Genomic DNA, 20,340 nt, shown 5'->3' with positions numbered 1-20,340 from the left:
GATATAATAAATCCTCATTAAACATTGTATCAATGACAGGAGATTTTCCTAATAATTGGGTTAAACCAAATGATATTCAATATTTAATGTCGATTATGCATTCTAAAGAAAAATGTTGTGGATATATGAATACATTTTCCTCTTTTATTTCAAGTGAAGATGCTGAAGTTGGAGGTTTTGCCATAATTTTTCTAAACTCTTATATCTCAAATACCAAAATTAACATGGGTTTGAATTGTAATCCTAAAACAGATGAAGAATCTATCAGGAAAATAGAAAAGTGGTATCAAACTACGGCCAATAAAAATTAAACATATTTTATCTCAAGGCTGAGCATATATTTACACCGAAATTCCGTAGAGGCGCACAGCAGTGCGTCTCCCGCAACGAATATCCGCAATAAAAAACATACTGGACGAAGACGCACTGCTGTGCGCCTCTACAAAAAACCTCTGTGTATCTTTGTAACTTTGAATCTCTGACCTTTAAAAAAAAACTTTTTTTTACCCCCATCCCAACCTTTTTATCTTTTTAACCCTCTTTAGTATAAAGACAACAATTGTGATAAACGAAACTCTAATTTCTAACTGCAAAAAAATGAACCGCGATGCACAGCGTCAGGTTTATGAGCATATGGCTCCAAAATTGTATCGCGTTTGCAAACGATACCTAAAAAAGGAAGAAGAAATTGAAGAGGCTATGGCTGATGCTTTCTACACCATATTTACAAAACTGGAACAACTTAAGGAAGTTCTGGCTTTTGAAGCCTGGGCGCGAAAAATAACCGTTAACCATTGTTTGGCAACGATCAAGAAAAACACCAATTTCAATATGTATCTTGACGATGTCAAATTGCTTTCGCAGCCTTTTACAGATGAGATCAATACGTTAGAAGAAGAAGATTTACTCAATTTACTAAACCATATTCCGGACGGCTGTAAAACTGTCTTTAACCTTTTTGTTATAGAAGGTTTCGGACATAAAGAAATAGCCGCAATGCTAAACATTTCTGAAGGCACATCAAAATCACAATTGAATGCTGCGAAAACCAAACTAAAGGAATTAGTCAATAAGTTGTATTACCAAAAAGCAAAATAGTCATGGACAATCAAGATAAAATATTCGATAAATTTAAAGAAGCCGCAGAAAATTCGGAACGAAAAGAGTTTCCGGGAATGGACAAAGTCTGGGCGCGCGTTGAAGACAAACTCAATAAAAAAGAAGATAAAAAAGCGATTTCGTTATGGAAAAAAATTGCAGTTGCAGCTTCTCTTTTATTAGTAATTTCAATAGGATCTCAGTTTTTAAAATCTGATAAAATTTATACAACTCAAACTCCTAAAGTTGTAACGAATGAAAAAAACAAAGAACTTATTCCGGAAAAAAATGATGCTGCAGTTTCTTCAGATTCACCAATTGTCCCAAAAGCCGAAGCAGTTAAAATTTTAGACAAACAAATTAAACAGCAACAAAATGTAGCCATAAACGAAGTGCAAGGTTCTATTACCCGTGAACCTATTCCAGTTCAGTCAGCACCTGCTGCAATAGCCACTGATGAGGCTGCTGCGCCAACATCAATGCAATCCGGCTATTCCAGAATAGAAGAAGAAAATACGGTTTCTAAAAATAAAGATGCAGCAGATTTTGGTTATTTAAGAACTACACAAAGAGAATCAGCAAAGGTTGCTTACGCAGAAACACAAGCTCCGATGGCTAAAAAAAGTGCACCGTTAATTGTTCTTAACGGAAATGCAATATCTCATAATGATGACGAAAAGAGAGATAAAATGATGCAGAAAGAACTTCCTAATCTACAGCCTGAAAATGTAGATTCGCTTATTGTTTTAGATGCGCCTTTGTATATTATTGATGGTATTTATTATTCGGAAAATGATTTATTCGGTGCAAACCCAACAAGTCCTTATGCACCTTTGAACAAACAGGAAATTAAAACGATTACGGTTCTTCAGGACTTAGAAGCTACCTCAAAATATGGCGATAAAGGTAAAAAAGGTGTTGTAATTATTACGACTAAAACCGGGAAACCAGCGCCAAAAAACTAGGTTAAAATCTAATCTCAAAAATCTTTGTCAAAGTTTAAAACTTTGACAAAGATAATCCACAATATTACTTAAATTCTTATCATGAAAAACGTAAAACTTATTTCATTAGGTATTTCTATGTTCGCATGTTTCTTAGCTGTGGCTCAGGAAAAAATAATTTCTAAAGACACAATTCGTAATTCAAAAATTTCATCAAATTCTATAGATGCTATCCTAGCAAATAAAATAATAATATGTGCGCCATCGAATAAATCTCTCATAAAAGAACCTTTATATATTTTGGATGGAAAAATTTTAAATGCGAAGGAATTTTCTAAGATTAATCCAAATGACATCGAAAATATAAAAATTTTAAAGGGAATTGAAGCAACTTCTCTTTACGGAAATAAAGCTATAAATGGAGTCATAATTATTACATCAAAAGAAGAAGATTAAGGATTCATTATTGGCTTCATTCTAATTTAATATTGATTTATCAATAGAATTATTTTTGCAATTGATTTTGCAATTGAAGAAACAGTATCGCAAGATAGTTCGATTAGACAATTAATTCTGGCTGCCGTTATCTATACGATTTTGGAAGAATAAATAAGTTGTTAAACTTAGATTAAGAAAATTATTGAAAGCATCATTTTAGTTCACAAAAGCTTTATTTTTGTGTAACTATAAATGATGCTTTTTGCATTTCAAAAATAAGATCATGACAGACTTAAAAAATAAAAATGCCTTAATTACAGGTGCCGGAAAAGGAATTGGAAAAGCAATTGCGATTGCGTTAGCAAAAGAAGGCGTAAACGTAATTTTAATTTCAAGAACTCAGGCAGATGTTGACCAATTGGCGATTGAAACTTCTAAACTAGGCGTAAAATCTTTAGCTTTATCGGCTGATGTTGCTGATATTAATTCTATTAATAACGCGGTAGAAAAGGCTTTCGCCGAATTTAAAACGATCGATATTTTAATTAATAATGCCGGTATTGCTGCTTTTGGAAATTTCCTGACATTAGAACCAGCCGAATGGGAAAAAATTATTCAGGTAAATTTAATGGGAACGTATTATACAACACGTGCCGTTTTGCCCAATATGATCGAAAGACAAACTGGTGATATCATCAATATTTCGTCGACTGCAGGATTAAACGGAAATGCTTTGACAAGTGCTTACAGCGCTTCGAAATTTGCTGTTTTGGGATTAACAGATTCTTTAATGCAGGAAGTTCGTAAACATAATATTCGTGTTACGGCGTTAACGCCAAGTACAGTTGCAACTGATTTGGCATTAGATTTAAAGTTAACTGATGGAAATCCGGATAAAGTAATGCAGTCTGAAGACGTGGCCGAATTAATTATCGCACAATTAAAATTAAGCCGTCGCGTTTTTATAAAAAACAGCAGTATTTGGTCTACGAATCCTTAAAAAATAAAAATAATTCCAATTTGTAAAATCCCAAATTCCAACTTGTTGATTGAATTGGAAATTTTTATAATTTACTTCCTAACCTTTGTGAAAGTTTCAACCTTTGACAAAGATTTTAAACGCCTTAAACAAACATCAAATGGAACAATATTTAAGACAATTAATTGCAATAGAATTCACCGATAAAAAAGAACTATTTACCGGATTTCTTATTGATTATTCTGACGATTGGATTTTACTACGAAACAATCCTGAAGATTTTATATTGGATGGTTTTGTAATTCTTAAAAATAAAAATATCGAAGCCGTTCACAGAGATCAGGATCTTGCTTTTACCGAAAAAGTAATTCGTTTAAAGGGCCTAAAAACGAATGCCGAAGATATAATTCCGATTAGGGATTTGAGTTCGATCCTGAATTATGTAAATAACAAATACGGTATTTTTCAGATTTCAAAAAAATCAGCCAAATCTGCTTATTTAGGAAAACTGATTGAGTTAAACGACGAAGAACTGACAATTGATTTCCTGGATATTAAAGGTCAGTTTGGCGGAGAATTAAGTTTTAATCCTGAAAAAATCAGAGTAATTGAATTTGATACGGATTATATTAATTCTTTGAAATTGGTGATTCCGGAAGATCAGAAATAATAATTAAAAACAGAAAAAGCCTTTTGTAAAGGCTTTTTCTGTTTTTTGATAGCGGGGTTAGCTCCTGAAAAAATATTTGATTATATGATAAAATCGCAAAGACAAACTGTGTGTTTAAGCTTCTGATAATTTATTTATAAACTCTAAACGAACACTTCCGTCTTCGTCTATTTTTGTCAAATTGATTTCTTGCAATGTATTCACTAATTCCGGATTCCAAGGCGTTTTTACTTTTACGTAATTTTCTGTAAAACCGTGAATGTATCCTTCTTTATTTTCACTTTCGAATAAAACTGTTCTGTTAGATCCCAATTGGCCTTCATAAAAAGCACGACGTTTTTTAACGGATAATCCGCGTAACATTTTGCTTCGTTTTGCTCTTACGTTTGCAGGAACAATTCCGGGCATATTTGCTGCTTCGGTATTATCTCTTTCAGAATAGGTAAAAACGTGCAAATACGAAATATCCATTTCATTAAGGAAATGGTATGTTTCAAGAAAATGCTCATCGGTTTCACCCGGAAAACCAACAATAACATCAACACCAATACAAGCGTGCGGCATAACTTCGCGAATCTTGTTTACACGTTCTGTATAAACTTCACGTAAGTAGCGGCGTTTCATTAATTTTAAAATATCATTGCTTCCGGATTGTAACGGAATATGAAAATGCGGTACAAAAGTTCGGCTTTTTGAAACAAATTCTATCGTTTCATTTTTCAATAAATTAGGTTCGATAGATGAAATTCGCAAACGTTCGATTCCATCTACTTTATCCAAAGCCTGAACTAAATCAAGAAAAGTATGTTCGTGTTTTTTGTTTCCGAATTCTCCTTTTCCGTAATCACCGATATTTACTCCAGTTAAAACAATTTCTTTAATATTTTGAGAAGAGATTTCTTTGGCATTTTGCAAAACATTTTCTAGAGCATCACTTCTTGAAATTCCCCTTGCTAACGGAATCGTACAATAAGTACATTTATAATCGCAGCCGTCCTGAACTTTCAAAAAAGCACGGGTACGATCGCCAATTGAATAACTTCCGACATAAAAATCAGCCTCGGCAATTTCGCATGAATGAACTTCGCCCATGTCGTTTTTGCTTAAGTCATTAATATAGTCGGTAATTTTAAATTTTTCTGTGGCACCAAGAACTAAATCAACACCATCGACAGCTGCTAATTCTTCTGGTTTTAATTGCGCATAACACCCAACTGCGGCAACAAATGCCTTATCATTGAGTTTCATTGCTTTTTTTACGACCTGCTTAAACTGCTTATCCGCATTCTCTGTAACCGAACAGGTATTGATGACATAAATGTCGGCTATTTCTTCAAAATCTACGCGATCAAAACCTTCATCATTGAAGTTTCTGGCAATTGTAGAAGTCTCTGAGAAATTCAATTTGCAACCAAGCGTATAAAAGGCAACTTTTTTTCTATTTTCCATAGGAATAAACTACATTTTAAGTAGTAAGATATTATATTTACATCTCTTTTAAAGAGTTTGCAAATTTACGTACAATATTCTTTAAAATAAAATCAATAATATACTATATATCAACATTTTGCAATAAACATATATTTTACACCTGAATTAAAAAACAAGTTTTAAAGACAACAAAGTAAAAAATAAATTATGTCTATGAAATAGGAATAAATCATTTCAATAAGAATAAAATGACAAAAACATCGATTAAATGCAAATATTATCGATTAAGTACGTTTTTTTAAGCATTAAATTGAAATTTTCTTACATTTAGCTTTGTTTTAAATAGTTTTTCGATGTACTTTCACGTCTCCAAAAACTTTTAATAAAATTGTGTAATTTTAATGACAAATTGATCATAACAATTTTGAATTTTAATCGTTATGTTGTTGTTTTGCTGTTATAAAAAAATGGGCAAGCCGAAAACCAAAAAGAGTAGGCAACAATTATAAATTAAACTCCACTATGAAAGCATTTTTACCCACGATCTGCTTGATGTTCTTAGCCATTTTCGGTTCGCAAGCGCAGACTAATGCTCCAGCTGCAAATCCATTTCCATCTATTAGCACATTAACAAATTGGGCGAGCTTAAACTCTCAATCACAATTTGACATTGCCATTCGTGCCGTTGGGTTTAAGTTTGAAGTAAAAGAGCCAGGTGAAGGTTCTACAGCATATACTTATATTCGTAAAGTAACCGTAAATGAAGTAAATTATACAGATAGAATTGTTTATAGAATTACAAACAACAATTCGGCAAGTATTATTTCGTTAGTAACTGCGTCTACTGACCTGGTAAGTTTATACACACCGCAATTGGCGACTTTTAAAAACAACAATTGTAAAACTGAAATGTCTAAAGACAAAAACACAACTTGCAGCTGTTACGAAAGTGCTAATTTTGCTATCGATCTTTGCGACGAGCGTGTAAAATTGACAATGGGTGACGGAAATAAATATTTTGTTTCTGTAGCTAAAAAATAATACAAAATACTTTCAGACAATTACAAACTACGAGCTGTTTTCCAAATCTTTGTAAACTTTAAATAATAAGTTTATAAAGATTTGGGACGCATTTCTTAGGATTTACAAGTTCGGATTTTTTAATTCGTACCAAACTTCTAATTCTTCTTCATATTTAAAAGAATTAACGTAATGCAAACCAAGTTTTTCTAATATTCTTCTTGAATTTTCGTTTCCTGCATCTGCATAAGCATACAGCGCATCTACTTTCATTACATTAAAAGCATAGTCTATAAAAGCTTTTCCTGCTTCTGTAGCATAACCTTTTCCCCAATGTTTCTCAATAAAACGGTATCCAATTTCGTAAAAGTTTTTATGATTATTGATTTCATTGGTAATGAATTTTATTCCGGACCAGCCTAAAAATTCATTGGTATCTTTAAGAATAACTGCCCAACGGCCAATTCCGAAATCTTTATATTGTTTTTGAATGTTTTGAATATAATCCAGACTTTCCTCAATATGTTTTACGGGTTTATTTCCCAGAAAAAGATGCACATTAGGATTAGAATCCAATTCAAACATTCCATCAACATCTGAAAGAAGTAATTCTCTTAAAAGCAAACGTTCTGTTTCAATTGGATCTTTCATAAAAGTTAATTTAAAATATAACGCTGAACTACTTCAGCAACTCCATCATCATTATTGGAAGCCACAATTACATTAGCTTTATCTCTTAACTCTGGCGTAACATTATCAACCCAAACCCCTAAACCGGCATATTCAATCATTGTTAAATCATTTCCGGCATTTCCAACCGCAATAATTTCGCTTTGATGAATATTGAGTTTTGCAGCCAAAAGTTTTAAACTATGCGCTTTATCGATTCCGTTTTGAGCAGCTTCCAGAAAAAACGGTTTAGACATTGCAACACTTAAATGTGGCATTGCTAGTTTTAAATCTTTTTCGACTTCTTTTAGATAAGAAGGTTCTGCTAATAAAATGCATTTTACTGCAGGTTTAGTTACTGCTGCTTTAAAATCAGGCACTTTATTGTGTGGTAATCCCGTGATTTCTTTCTCGATTTCGATATATTCAGAATCCGTTTCACTAACAATTTCACCATCAATATAAGTAATAATATGCGTTTTCATTTTTACACTGTAATCGTATAAATCATGAATTTGTTCCGGTGTCAGACATTGTTCGAATAAAATTAGATCATCTTTTACTGTACTAATTACAGCTCCGTTAAACGAAATAATATACGAATCATTTAAATCTAATTCCAGTTCTTTAGCGTAGGCGGTCATCGCCGATGTTGGCCGCCCGGAAGCCAAAACCACATAAACACCTTTTGCCTGAGCCTCGAGAAGTACTTTTTTATTTAAATCTGAAATTTTATGATCGTCTGTCAACAAGGTATCATCCATGTCGAGCACTAGCATTTTGTATTGCATGTTCTTTAAGTTTTCAGTCTCAGTTTTTAGTCTCAGTCTCAGTAATCACTGTAAACTGAGACTGAAAACCGAAAACTTCCTTTAGATACTCATTCTGAATTCTTCAATAACCGGGTTTGCTTTTGCAAAATCAGTTTCCTGAATAAATACCTCAACTGCTAAATCAGATTGTCCAAAACCTCCCAAACGAGCTGATTGAATATTATCTTTTTTTGTAGTTTCTACTCCGGCTTCTTCTAATCTTTCTTGTAATGCAAGTGCTAAAACTTCACTTCCTGAATATACCTTCATTAATCCCATAACATTTATTTTTAAATTTTTATTGTAATATTATTTTTAGCTGATGCTGAAAATCACTGTTTTCATTCATCCCAATATGTTCTTGATTTTTTAATGGATAAAAGTGCCCATTGTTCTTCAAAAGTTTACTTAATCGAACTGAATTTTCGTATGGAATTAGTTGATCCTGCATTCCATGAAAAATATAAACTGGTACTTTAATTTTTGGCAAATATTCGTAAGTTTCTAAACTGAACTTCTTTAGAAAATCAGGAAAAAACGGCACTCTGCTGCTCGATAATTCTGTAAAACTATAATAAGGCGATTGCAATATTAAAGCTTTTGCATTATTCTGCGAAGCCAAAATTGTTGCAAGACCTGAACCAATCGAATAACCTGTAATAATAATTTTATTTTCAGGATATCGTTTCGTTAATGTTTTATAGACAATCGAAATATCTTTATCTAATTGTTCTTCATTTTCAATTTCACCTTCACTTTTACCAAAACTTCTGTAATCCAAAATGAAAATATCATAACCCAGATTGGTATATGTTTTCGCAATTTTCCCCCAGGTTTCTAATGTTCCGGCATTTCCGTGAAGATAAAAAACAAGTCCTTTAGAATTTTCCGCTTTAAATAACAAACCATTTAAATTAATTCCATCAAACGATTTAATATTTAATTCTTCAAATTTATGCTGATAATCAAATTGATACTCTTTTGAAAGTCTGGCACTTTGAAAAACCATTCCAACCTGATTAAAATATACATAAGAAACAATCAAAACGTAAATAATAACAAAAAATGCCAATAGCACAATTATTAAAAATTTAAAAGTCTTGAGTATTTCCATAAATTTAGTTTTCAGTTTCCATTTTCAGTTTTCAATTCACTGTAACTGAAACCTGCGACTTCTATTCTTCTTCGATAAAACCTTCTTCTTCGTCCAGTTCTTCTTCTCCTTCTTCATCCATATCAAAAAAGTACGGCTCAAATAGGAATTTATCTGCCAGAATCTCGATGCGCTCTGTCAGTATTTCTGCAAAAATGATACGCTGTGTTTTGGCAATACTATTCGAAATACGCATGATTTTAGTTTCGTTACGCAATCTCAAAATAGGATCTGCATCATCTAAAATCAACATTTTTAAGCGGTTTACATTGTAACCTGCAGTGGTAAACATATCGCTTAGTTTATTTGGCGTACCAATTAAAACATCGATTCCTGTCGAAATATAGTTTTTATCATAATCCATATCGCCTTTGTCGTGTACACCGTAAACTTCAAGATTGGTATATTTTCCGTATTTCTCAAAAAGAGCTTCCATCGCCAATACTTTCTCCTTGTCTTCCACAATAATCAATGCGCGCGGTGATTCTTCGGTATGCCCGGCCAATTGTTGAATCACATTCAATACAATTGTTGTCGATTTTCCGGTTCCTTTTGGAGAGACAATCATACAATCAGCCCCACTTTTTATGGTTGAAAAAGTTTCCATCTGCAATACATTTGCTTCTGTTAAACCATTTTCAATTAAGGCATCTTGTAACTTTTCGTTTATTTTTTTTAGTTTCATTTTTTTATTCTTTAAGCTTTAGGCAATACGCTATAAGCAAAAATTATTTGTAATATTTTTTAATGCTTTAAGCTTTAGGCAATATGCTATAGGCAAAATTCTACATCGTATTTGCTTAAAGCATATTGCCTAAAGCTTAAAGCTAAATTTATTTGCTAGCAAACAATTTTACATCAGTTTCAGAAATTTCGTTTCCTCCCAAAATAATTAATCTTTCGACTACATTTCGAAGTTCACGGATATTTCCTGTCCAATCATATTCCTGCAATAATTTGATGGCTGGCTGAGAAAAAACTTTTACCACATTTCCTTGTTCTGAAGCAATTTTCTCTGCAAAATGTCTAATCAAAGCCGGAATATCATCACGTCTTTCGTTTAATGGCGGGACTTTAATCAAAATAACGGCCAAACGATGGTACAAATCTTCACGGAAACGACCTTCGGCAATTTCAGTTTTCAAGTCTTTATTGGTTGCAGCCACAACACGCACATCGACTTTTATATCTTTTTCAGCACCAACTCTGGTTATCATACTTTCCTGCAAAGCGCGTAATACTTTGGCTTGCGCCGAAAGACTCATATCTCCAATTTCATCCAGAAAAATAGTTCCTTTATCTGCCGCTTCAAACTTTCCTGCACGATCTTTTACTGCCGATGTAAAAGCACCTTTTACGTGGCCAAACAATTCACTTTCGATCAACTCACTCGGAATCGCAGCACAGTTTACTTCAATCATTGGAAAATTAGCGCGTTCGCTTTTTTCATGTAATTGATGTGCTACTAATTCTTTTCCGGTTCCGTTTGGACCTGTAATTAGAACTCTGGCTTCGGTTTGGGCAACTTTATCAATCATTACTTTTATATGATTGATGGCTTCGCTTTCGCCAACCATTTCGTAGTTTTTACTAACTTTTTTCTTTAGAATTTTATTCTCAACTACTAATTGTTTTTTATCTAAAGCATTACGAACCGTGTTCAATAAACGGTTTAAATCCGGCGGTTTTGAGATATAATCAAAAGCACCCAAACGCATCGTGTGAATCGCCGTTTCCATATCGCCGTGACCGGAAATCATCACCATCGGAATTTCGGGTTTGATTTTTTTTGCTTCTTCTAAAACCTCAACACCGTCCATTTTTGGCATTTTGATATCACACAAAACCAAATCGTAATCGTTGTTTTTTATTTTTTCAAGACCTGCAACACCATCTTCTGCTTCATCAACCTGATAGGAATCATTTTCTTCTGATAAGATTTTTACCAAAACTCTTCTGATCGATGCTTCGTCTTCTATAATTAATATTTTACTCATTCTTTTTAAAGGTGCTAAGGTTCTGAGTTGCTAAGGTTCTAAGTTTTTCTGACAAACTAATATAAAAAATCTTAGCATCTCAGAACCTTAGCTTCTTAGCAACTTTTTAAAATTAATATTTAAGCCATCTATACAATTCTTTCCAGGTTGGTTTTTTGCCATACATTAAAATACCAATACGGTAAATTTTTGCGGCGAACCAGACAACAAGGAAAAAGGTAGCAAACAATAATGATACCGAAATTGCCACTTGCCACCACGGCACTCCAAACGGAAGCCGCATTAACATAACAATTGGCGAGGTTAACGGAATCATCGAAAATACCACGGCAATAGTTCCGTGCGGATCATTTACAACTGTAAAAAATCCTATATAAACACTTAAAATAAGCGGCATAATTATCGGTAAAAGAAACTGTTGAGAATCAGTTTGATTATCAACCGCGGCTCCAATTGCGGCATAAAAAGAACTGTACAAAAAATATCCCCCGATGAAATAAACCACAAAACCAATTAAGATACTTGCGATTGGCAAATTCCATAATTCGCTAATATACATTTGTGCCGTTCCTGACATTTCATGTTGTGCTGACTGCATTAATTCTGGCGGAATTTTAGCCGTTGGACCAACATTAACTCCAAAAAATGCCGAAGCTGCAAACATTAATCCTAAACCAATTATAGCCCAGATTATAAATTGCAATAATCCCGCAAGTGAAGTACCTACAATTTTACCAATCATTAACTGAAATGGTTTTACCGATGAAATAATGATTTCGATAATTCGGTTTGTTTTTTCTTCGATTACGCTTCGCATTACCATGTTTCCGTAAATGATAATGAACATCATAATCAAATAACCAAAAGCGCCGCCAATACCAATTTTGATTTCATTTAATCCTTTTAAGCTTTCTTCTCCCGAAGCTTTAACCAAATGAATATTAACTGCTGCTTGTGCTTTTTGAATTGCCAAAGTATCCAGTTTTGCTGCTTCGAGATTTATTTTTGTAATTTTCTCTGCAATAATATCCTGCGTATTTTCTATAAAGGAAATACTTGGACTATTATTCGAAATAAATTCAATTTTGCTTTCTAAATCCTTATGGTTTTCCGTTTTTGGAATAACAATCAGTCCGCTGAAATTTTCTTTTGTAATACTGTCTTTTAAAGCTTTTACATCAATTTCAGAAAGATTCAAATATCGATATTCGCTCTCTTTTTTGTTCTGTTTTACAAAATCATCGGCAAACAAACCTGTTTCGTCATGAATAGCAATTCGTTTGGTTTCTGCTTTCATTGAACTCAAATAACCAATAAATCCGGCAATTGCGACAAACAGCAACGGACTCAAGAAAGTCATGACAACAAAAGATTTATTGCGGACTTTTGCAATAAATTCTCTTTTTATAATTAATGAAATTATGCTCATTTATTTAGATTAGTTAGATTGTTAGACTTCTTAGATTGTTAGATTTTTTTGATTCTCAGAATTAGTCTAAAATCTAAGAAGTCTAACGATCTAAAGATCTATTTTGTTACTGTTTGAATAAAAATATCGTTTACACTCGGGATTTTTTCTACAAAGTGCGTGACTTGTCCTCTTTGTGTTAAAAGGTTCAATAATTCATTTGGAGCTGAATTTCCTATCTGAATTTCTAATTTCAAATCATCGTTTAAAGATTTAAAATTAGCCGGCGAAACGGTAAATTTCTGTGTTATATCATACATCAAACCTTCCACATTATCAGTCAGAATTCCAACTTCAAAACTATTGGTTTTAAATTGACGTTTTACATCGCTCAGCTTTCCTTCAATTAATTTATTCGATTTATGAATTAAAGCAATATGATCGCAAAGCTCTTCAACACTTTCCATTCTGTGTGTCGAAAAAATTATTGTTGCGCCTTGTTCCTTTAATGCCAAAATTTCATCTTTAATCACATTTGCATTTACAGGATCAAAACCAGAGAAAGGTTCGTCAAATATTAGCAATTTAGGCTTATGCAATACACAAACCACAAACTGAATTTTTTGTGCCATTCCTTTCGAAAGTTCCTGGATTTTCTTGTTCCACCAACCCTGAATTCCTAAACGGTCAAACCAATATTCCAGTTGTAATTTTGCTTCGGCTTTAGAAAGTCCTTTCATTTGTGCCAGATACAAACATTGTTCTCCTACTTTCATTGTGCTGTACAAACCTCTTTCTTCAGGAAGATAACCAATAGTCTGTACATGTTTTGGCTGCAATTTTTCTCCATCAAGAATAACTTCACCGCTATCCGGCAATGTAATTTGATTGATGATTCGGATTAGGGAAGTTTTTCCAGCTCCATTCGGACCTAATAATCCGTAAATACTACCTTTTGGTACATTTAATGAAACTTCGTTAAGCGCTACATAATCACCGTATTGTTTTACGACTTTATGTACTTCGAGTAAATTGCTCATGCTGTTTTTAGAATTTCTGTGTCAGTTTGACCATTGTGGTTTAACGGCCTGTAAAAGTAAATAATTAGTAGCTAAATTGTATAATAATACGCAAAAAACCCATTCTAAATTTGCATTAGAATGGGTTTTAAATTTATTTATACCTTTTTCGAAAAAGTTTAGCTTATGAAAACATATCTTTTACTTTCTCAAAAAATGATTTTTCTGATTTTTCTGGACTCGGAACAAAATGTTCGTCGTTTAAAGCATTTTCAAAAAATTGTTTTTGCTCTTTATTCAACGTTTTAGGTGTCCATACATTTACGTGAACTAATAAATCCCCGCTTCCGTAACCGTTGATACTTGGAATTCCTTTTCCTTTTAATCTTAAGATTTTTCCGGATTGAATTCCTTCTTCTAACTTAATACGAACTTTTCCGTTGATTGCTTCAATATCTTTAGAAACTCCTAAAACGGCTTCCGGGAAACTGATATATAAATCGAAATGAATATTTTCGCCTTCACGTTTTAAAAATTCGTGCTCTAATTCTTCGATGGCAACAATTAAATCACCAGGAACACTATTTCCCGGAGCATCATTTCCTTTGTTAGAAACTTTAAGCTGCATACCATCAACAACTCCTGCAGGAATTTTGATTGAAACGGTTTCATCTTCCTGAACCATTCCCTGAGCATCTGCTTCAGATGGTTTTTTATCTAAAATTTGTCCAGAACCACCACAAGTTGGGCAAGTTGATGCAGATTGCATTCTGCCTAAAATAGTGTTTGTTACACGCATTACCTGTCCTTGACCGTTACAAGTCGAACATGTTTTGTAGGTAACTCCTTTAGCCTGAACTTTACGTTTTACTTTTACTTTTTTCTCAACACCATTTGCAATTTCTTCTAAAGTCAATTTTACTTTAATTCGAAGATTGCTTCCTTTAGCGCGACGAGGACCGCCTCCGCCTCCGCCGAAACCGCCAAATCCTCCACCAAAAATATCACCAAACTGGCTGAAAATGTCATCCATATTCATACCGCCATGGCCACCGCCAAATCCTCCTGAACCATCAAATGCCTGATGTCCGTATTGGTCGTATTTCGCTTTTTTGTTAGGATCGCTTAAAACTTCATAAGCTTCTGCGGCTAATTTAAAATTTTCTTCTGCCTCTTTGTCGCCTGGATTTTTATCCGGGTGGTATTTCAAAGCACTTTTTCGGTAAGCTTTTTTTATTTCGGCAGCGTCAGCATTTTTTGAAATGCCTAGTATTTCGTAAAAATCTTTTTTCATAATTTAGCGTAAATTCCAAATCTAAAATTCTAAATTCCAATTCATAAAAAATTGACCTTCAGAATATTTATTTGCATTTTTAGTTTCCGATGACCACTTTAGGGAAACGAATAATTTTGTCTCCTAATTTGTATCCTTTTTCAATAACATCAACAATTTTCCCTTTTAATTTATCAGACGGAGCTGGAATTTGGGTAATTGCTTCAGCAAAATCAGCATTAAAAGCATCACCTGCTCTTACTTCAACTTGCTCTAAACCTTTAGAAACCAAAGTGCTTTTCAATTTTTCGTAAATCAACTCCACTCCTTTTTTCAAATTTTCATCTTCAGATTTGTTGATTTCTACAGTCGCTCTGTCAAAATCATCCAAAACAGGAAGCATTGCTAACAAAACTTCTTGGTTTGCTGTTTTAAACAAATCGATACGCTCTTTTGAAGTTCTTTTTTTGTAATTTTCAAATTCGGCAAATAATCTCAAAAACTTATCTTTTTCTTTTGCCAAGTCTTGAGCCAATTGCTCTTCAACACTTAATTCTTCAACAATTAACTGCTCACCGTTGGCATTGTTCTCTAACGTTACATCATCTAATTCCTGATCGAATTCTGTATTTTCCGTAGTCATATTACTTTTATTTTTAAAAATATTTTTAAACTTCATTTTTTATTCTTTTTGTTGGATTGCAAAAGTACTGCCAAATCTTATAAAATGTCAAATTGTCACTTTATTAAAACTGAGCCTTTTAAAAAGCAAAAATACACTTTAAAAATTTAGTATAATTTTAAGACTATTACGTTTTAGTTTAAACTATATTTGGAGTCCAATAGAAATCAAATTATTACCTATCAAAATTGAATTTAAGGGTTAGCCTCGGCTTTATAAATAATTATTAATTCAAGTTTACCTTATATTAAAAAAAGCTTCGCCTATTTCAGACGAAGCTTTTTTTTATGTTTTTTGAGAAAGAAAATTTACCGCAAAGAACGCTAAGATTTTTTTACTCTTAAGCTTTACAAAAGACAAAGTTCGCAAAGCTTTATATGGATTAGCTTTGCGAACTTGTGTTTTTTTTGAAAGGTACTTAGATAAAAATCTTTGTGCTCTTTGCGGTAAAATATTGCACGGGCGGAGGGATTCGAACCCCCATCAACGGTTTTGGAGACCGCTATTCTACCCTTGAACTACGCCCGTATTAAGGTCGGCAAATTAAAAGTTTTTTTTCTTCTCCGGCAACTATTTTAAGTAGAGATTTAGAAAGAAAATCCTTTAAACACGCATGATCCGAAGCAAAAACCTTTGCTTCAAATAGTTACCTATGATTTTTTATTTCACGCAGATTTTAAAAAAGATTTAAGCAGATTAAAAAAGATATATTTTACATAACAACCAAATTAAATCTGCTCGTATATGCAAAATTCTTTTTATCCCGATAGCTATCGGGAGTGGCAAAACACTTGACCATTCAATTATGCCAACAAAGCATTTTTCAATCCTTCAAAATCAACCGAAATCTGTTCGCCGGAAACTAAATTTTTAAGCGAATATGAATTTGATGCAATTTCCTGATCTCCCGCAATTACTGCAAACGGAATCAAGCGTTTATCTGCATATTGAAATTGTTTCCCAACTTTTACATTATCAGGATACAATTCGACTTTTATATTTTCTTGTCGTAATTTCTGAATCGCCTGCGAAGCATATAAAGCTTCTTTATCACCATAATTGACAAACAATGCTTTTGATGTTGCTGAAACCGTTTCAGGGAATAATTGTAATTCTTCCAAAACCAGATAAATTCGGTCTAAACCAAAAGAAATTCCAACGCCGCTCATATTTTTCAAACCAAAAATACCAGTCAAATCGTCGTATCTTCCGCCACCGCCAATAGAACCCATCGAAACGGTTTTTGGCGCCGCTACTTCAAAAATTGCTCCTGTATAATAATTTAATCCACGAGCCAGCGTTACATCAAGATCTAATGTCGCTGTTGACAAACCTAAAGTTGCCACATTGTCACAAATAAATTTCAATTCCTCAACCCCTTTCATTCCTTCTTCAGATTCTGCTAATAAGTCTGAAAGCTGGTTTATTTTATCCGAAAAACTTCCTGTAAAACTAAAAAGCGGCTGAACTTTAACCAACGCTTCTTCAGCAATACCTTTTTCGATCATTTCTTTTTTTACTCCGTCTTCACCAATTTTATCCAGTTTATCAAGGGCAACCGTAAAATCAATTAATTTATCAGATGCGCCAATAACTTCGGCGATTCCGGATAATATTTTTCTGTTATTGATTTTGATTGTAACGCCTTCTAATCCTAAAGAAGTAAAAACCGTATCGTATAATTGTACCAATTCAACTTCCTGCCACAACGATTTTGAACCCACAACATCAGCATCACATTGATAAAACTCTCTGTAGCGTCCTCTTTGAGGTCTGTCTGCTCTCCAAACTGGTTGGATTTGGTATCTTTTAAATGGAAACTCAATTTCGTTTTGATGCTGTACCACATATCTTGCAAACGGAACTGTTAAGTCGTAACGCAACGCTTTCTTCTGAAATTTTTCCGGTAAATTTATTCAGCTCAATTCTTTGATCCAGATTAATTGTTTCGGCCGAATTAATTTGAAGCGATTCGATAGATTCCGGTAATTCAATTTTATTTTTATTGAAGAAAAAATTACCCGAATTCAATATTTTAAAAATCAAACGATCACCTTCTTCTCCGTATTTTCCCATTAAAGTATCTGAATTTTCAAACGAAGGCGTTTCGATCGGCTGAAAACCAAATTTCTCAAAATTACTTTTAATGTTTTGTATAATATATTGACGTTTTGACACCTCTGCAGGCGAAAAATCTCTTGTTCCTTGTGGTATGCTTGGTTTTGAAGCCATTTTTTTTTAGATATTAGATTTTTGGATCTTTAGATTATTAGATTTCTTTTTTTTTGAAGTCTAAAATTTAAATGATCTTGATATTATTGGATTTTCATAGATTTTAGATTTCTCTTAATTTCTAATGGACTGCAAATATCTTATTTTTTAAAATAAATATTGCCTGTTCGAAAACAAACTTGTAACAAAAAACGTATTTTCGTGACAAATTGGTCATGATGCTAAAATTATTTAAAGAAAATATCCGAATTGCTTTTGGTTCTATCAAAACACAATTATTGCGAACCATTCTTACCGTATTAATCATCGCTATCGGAATTACAGCTTTGGTTGGAATTCTAACTGTTGTTACTGCACTCGAAAACACGGTTTCGACTAATTTTGCTTCAATGGGAGCGAATACTTTTAACATCAATCAATACGAAAATACTGTTAAAAATCGTGGCGGAAATGAGCGCGAAGTCATAAACCCAATCATTTCGTATCCTGAAGCTGTCGCTTTCAAAAACAAATACAAATATCCTTTTACGCAAACTTCTCTTTCATTCACCGCAACATCATCTGCAGAAGTAAAATATTTAGATCAAAAAACCGACCCGGAAATTACTATTGTTGGTGTCGATGAACATTTTATTTCAAATTCTGGTTTAGAAACTACTTCGGGACGTTCTTTTAATCAATTTGATATTGAAAATAATACGTATTCCTGCATTGTAGGTTCTGATTTTGAAAAAGGATTATTGAAAGATGTGAACCCAATTGATAAAATAATTTCTATTCGCGGTGCCCGATTTAAAGTAATTGGCGTCCTGAAAGAAAAAGGATCAACGTTTGGACATAGTCAGGATTTACGCGTTTTGATTCCAATTCAGGTTGCGCGTTCTTTATTTACCGCTCCAAACATCAATTATACCATGAGCGTCATGGTTTCTAAAAAAGAACTTCTTGACGAAGCTGTTGATAATGCGACAAGTACCATGCGAAGAGTTCGTAAATTAAGTCCGGTTCGTGATAATAATTTTGGCATTGGCCGAAGCGACGATTTAATTAACAGAATCCTCGGAATCACACAGTATTTAGGCTGGGCAGCCTGGATTATCAGTGTTATTACAATTTTAGGATCATCAATTGCTTTAATGAATATCATGATTGTTTCGGTTACAGAACGTACGCGGGAAATTGGTGTTCGTAAAGCTTTAGGCGCTACAAAAATTACGATTTCGGTTCAGTTTTTTATCGAAACTTTGTTGATTGGACAAATTGGCGGTTTGGTCGGAATTGTATTTGGAATCTTAATAGGTGCTGCTTTTGCTGCTATAATGAAATTTGCATTTGTGATTCCGTGGATGGCAATTTTTGCTGCTTTTGCAACCAGTTTTATAGTTGCAATAGTTTCTGGATTATATCCTGCAATAAAAGCTTCTAAACTTGATCCTATCGAGGCTTTGCGTTATGAGTAGATTTTTTGTTTGAAACAGTAATAATAGTTCCAAAAGACCATTTGTCCCGCTATTCGTTTCAATCTTTTTTTTGCTGAACCCCAGCAAAAAAAAAGGATTTCCACTGCTATCGGGGCTAGATTAGAATTTTTTAACTTTTAAGAACTTTCCCTAAACGGTTTTAGAAACTTTACAGTAAATCATACGGTCATTATCGTAAATATCTCTTCGTAGTTCGATGTTTGTAAAATGCATTTCGGTTAATAAATCAGTGGTTTCCTGTCCTAAATACTGATTGATTTCAAAATAAAGCTGTCCATTTTCGGAAAGATTATTTTCTGCCAATTTTGCAATTTTCCTATAAAAAATCAAAGCGTCATTATCTTCCACAAAAAGGGCCAAATGTGGTTCATGTTCTAAAACATTCTTTTTGATTTCTTCCTTTTCTAAATTCCGAACATATGGAGGATTTGAAACTATAATATCAAAATTGCATTTTAATTCTTCGGTTTCTAAAATATTCTGGTATATAAAAGTTATATCTACATTATTATTTACAGCATTTCTTTTAGCAATATCAAGCGCTTTTTTCGAAATATCAATGGCATAAACATCAGCATTAGGCAGATTTTTAGCCAATGAAATTGCGATACAGCCACTTCCGGTCCCGATATCCAGAATCTTGATTTTTTTTGATTTATCTGTTTTCGAATTTTCGTTAATAATCCACTCAACCAATTCTTCCGTTTCAGGTCTCGGAATTAAAACATTATCGTTTACTTCAAAATCCAAACCGTAAAAACTCGTTTTACCAAGTAAATACTGAATTGGAACTTCTTTTTTTAATTGTGCCAGTAATGAATTCCAAACAACAAAATCACTATCCGAAAAACTTAATTCATGATTTAAGGCCAAATCAATTTGACGCAGTTTATGTTTATCTTCTAAAATTAAATAGAAGAAACTTTCTGCTTCATATGCATCGTAAAAAGGCGACAATTCTTTAATAAAGTGAGTCCGATATTGTTTAATTTTCATTAGGGCAATTTAAGCATTCATTTACAGCTAACACCAAT

The 20,340-nt window shown here is 33.2% G+C and carries 20 protein-coding genes, 1 tRNA gene and 1 pseudogene; 8 read left to right on the top strand and 14 right to left on the bottom strand.

The window, feature by feature from the left end:
- Window positions 1-32 precede the first annotated feature (32 nt).
- The 6 genes from ACZ0AH_RS05640 to ACZ0AH_RS05615 all read left to right on the top strand — a co-directional run bounded on the left by ACZ0AH_RS05640 (window position 33) and on the right by ACZ0AH_RS05615 (window position 4,129).
- Window positions 33-311, top strand: coding sequence for a hypothetical protein (locus tag ACZ0AH_RS05640; RefSeq protein ID WP_463474847.1), 279 nt, complete (start codon window positions 33-35; stop codon window positions 309-311).
- A gap of 286 nt (window positions 312-597) precedes the next feature.
- A complete protein-coding gene (locus ACZ0AH_RS05635) occupies window positions 598-1,098 on the top strand; it encodes an RNA polymerase sigma factor (protein ID WP_463474846.1) in 501 nt (166 codons plus the stop codon).
- 2 nt (window positions 1,099-1,100) lie between these two features.
- The gene (locus ACZ0AH_RS05630; protein ID WP_463474845.1) at window positions 1,101-2,063 is read left to right on the top strand and encodes a hypothetical protein; all 963 of its coding nucleotides are present in this window, start codon (window positions 1,101-1,103) and stop codon (window positions 2,061-2,063) included.
- 81 nt (window positions 2,064-2,144) lie between these two features.
- Window positions 2,145-2,498: a TonB-dependent receptor plug domain-containing protein gene (locus ACZ0AH_RS05625; protein ID WP_463474844.1), complete on the top strand. Its 354-nt coding sequence runs from the start codon at window positions 2,145-2,147 to the stop codon at window positions 2,496-2,498.
- Window positions 2,499-2,763: 265 nt separating this feature from the next.
- Window positions 2,764-3,480 carry a 3-ketoacyl-ACP reductase gene (locus tag ACZ0AH_RS05620; protein ID WP_463474843.1) on the top strand — a complete coding sequence of 239 codons (717 nt, stop codon included), beginning with the start codon at window positions 2,764-2,766 and terminating at the stop codon, window positions 3,478-3,480.
- A gap of 139 nt (window positions 3,481-3,619) precedes the next feature.
- Window positions 3,620-4,129, top strand: a complete 510-nt coding sequence (locus ACZ0AH_RS05615; protein ID WP_463474842.1) for a hypothetical protein — start codon at window positions 3,620-3,622, stop codon at window positions 4,127-4,129.
- Between the two features lie 114 nt (window positions 4,130-4,243).
- Here ACZ0AH_RS05615 and mtaB read toward each other — a convergent pair whose 3' ends face one another.
- A complete protein-coding gene (mtaB, locus tag ACZ0AH_RS05610; protein ID WP_463474841.1) occupies window positions 4,244-5,578 on the bottom strand; it encodes a tRNA (N(6)-L-threonylcarbamoyladenosine(37)-C(2))-methylthiotransferase MtaB in 1,335 nt (444 codons plus the stop codon).
- 504 nt (window positions 5,579-6,082) lie between these two features.
- On the opposite strand from mtaB, the gene ACZ0AH_RS05605 reads away from it, so the two are divergent.
- Window positions 6,083-6,601: a hypothetical protein gene (locus ACZ0AH_RS05605; protein WP_463474840.1), complete on the top strand. Its 519-nt coding sequence runs from the start codon at window positions 6,083-6,085 to the stop codon at window positions 6,599-6,601.
- A 102-nt stretch (window positions 6,602-6,703) separates the two neighbouring features.
- On the opposite strand, the gene ACZ0AH_RS05600 is transcribed toward ACZ0AH_RS05605, so the two are convergent.
- The 12 genes and pseudogenes from ACZ0AH_RS05600 to hisS all read right to left on the bottom strand — a co-directional run bounded on the left by ACZ0AH_RS05600 (window position 6,704) and on the right by hisS (window position 17,825).
- The gene (locus ACZ0AH_RS05600) at window positions 6,704-7,231 is read right to left on the bottom strand and encodes a GNAT family N-acetyltransferase (RefSeq protein ID WP_463474839.1); all 528 of its coding nucleotides are present in this window, start codon (window positions 7,229-7,231) and stop codon (window positions 6,704-6,706) included.
- Between the two features lie 5 nt (window positions 7,232-7,236).
- Window positions 7,237-8,040, bottom strand: coding sequence for a Cof-type HAD-IIB family hydrolase (locus tag ACZ0AH_RS05595; protein WP_463474838.1), 804 nt, complete (start codon window positions 8,038-8,040; stop codon window positions 7,237-7,239).
- Window positions 8,041-8,121: 81 nt separating this feature from the next.
- Window positions 8,122-8,340: a putative signal transducing protein gene (locus ACZ0AH_RS05590; RefSeq protein WP_072961853.1), complete on the bottom strand. Its 219-nt coding sequence runs from the start codon at window positions 8,338-8,340 to the stop codon at window positions 8,122-8,124.
- 19 nt (window positions 8,341-8,359) lie between these two features.
- Window positions 8,360-9,175, bottom strand: a complete 816-nt coding sequence (locus ACZ0AH_RS05585; RefSeq protein WP_463474837.1) for an alpha/beta hydrolase — start codon at window positions 9,173-9,175, stop codon at window positions 8,360-8,362.
- Between the two features lie 61 nt (window positions 9,176-9,236).
- Window positions 9,237-9,899 (bottom strand): DEAD/DEAH box helicase, encoded by a 663-nt coding sequence (locus ACZ0AH_RS05580; protein ID WP_463474836.1) that lies wholly within the window; start codon window positions 9,897-9,899, stop codon window positions 9,237-9,239.
- Between the two features lie 148 nt (window positions 9,900-10,047).
- Window positions 10,048-11,211 carry a sigma-54-dependent transcriptional regulator gene (locus ACZ0AH_RS05575; RefSeq protein WP_463474835.1) on the bottom strand — a complete coding sequence of 388 codons (1,164 nt, stop codon included), beginning with the start codon at window positions 11,209-11,211 and terminating at the stop codon, window positions 10,048-10,050.
- A 112-nt stretch (window positions 11,212-11,323) separates the two neighbouring features.
- Window positions 11,324-12,640, bottom strand: coding sequence for an ABC transporter permease (locus ACZ0AH_RS05570; RefSeq protein ID WP_463474834.1), 1,317 nt, complete (start codon window positions 12,638-12,640; stop codon window positions 11,324-11,326).
- 98 nt (window positions 12,641-12,738) lie between these two features.
- Entirely contained in the window at window positions 12,739-13,659 is a 921-nt protein-coding gene (locus ACZ0AH_RS05565) for an ABC transporter ATP-binding protein (protein ID WP_463474833.1), read from the bottom strand.
- A 163-nt stretch (window positions 13,660-13,822) separates the two neighbouring features.
- Entirely contained in the window at window positions 13,823-14,932 is a 1,110-nt protein-coding gene (gene dnaJ / locus ACZ0AH_RS05560; protein WP_463474832.1) for a molecular chaperone DnaJ, read from the bottom strand.
- A 79-nt stretch (window positions 14,933-15,011) separates the two neighbouring features.
- A complete protein-coding gene (locus ACZ0AH_RS05555; protein WP_055095455.1) occupies window positions 15,012-15,590 on the bottom strand; it encodes a nucleotide exchange factor GrpE in 579 nt (192 codons plus the stop codon).
- Window positions 15,591-16,050: 460 nt separating this feature from the next.
- A tRNA-Trp gene (locus ACZ0AH_RS05550) sits at window positions 16,051-16,121 on the bottom strand.
- A 275-nt stretch (window positions 16,122-16,396) separates the two neighbouring features.
- Window positions 16,397-17,825: pseudogene (gene hisS / locus ACZ0AH_RS05545) on the bottom strand (histidine--tRNA ligase).
- 215 nt (window positions 17,826-18,040) lie between these two features.
- Here hisS and ACZ0AH_RS05540 point away from each other — a divergent pair.
- Window positions 18,041-19,285 (top strand): ABC transporter permease, encoded by a 1,245-nt coding sequence (locus ACZ0AH_RS05540; RefSeq protein ID WP_463474831.1) that lies wholly within the window; start codon window positions 18,041-18,043, stop codon window positions 19,283-19,285.
- Window positions 19,286-19,435: 150 nt separating this feature from the next.
- Here the strand turns inward: ACZ0AH_RS05540 and prmC are convergent, their stop codons facing one another.
- Entirely contained in the window at window positions 19,436-20,302 is an 867-nt protein-coding gene (gene prmC, locus ACZ0AH_RS05535) for a peptide chain release factor N(5)-glutamine methyltransferase (RefSeq protein ID WP_463474830.1), read from the bottom strand.
- Window positions 20,303-20,340 lie beyond the last annotated feature (38 nt).

It is taken from the genome of Flavobacterium sp. AC105 (assembly GCF_979258495.1).
Note: the sequence above shows the minus strand (reverse complement) of the source record. Positions and strands in the feature narration are given on the sequence as shown.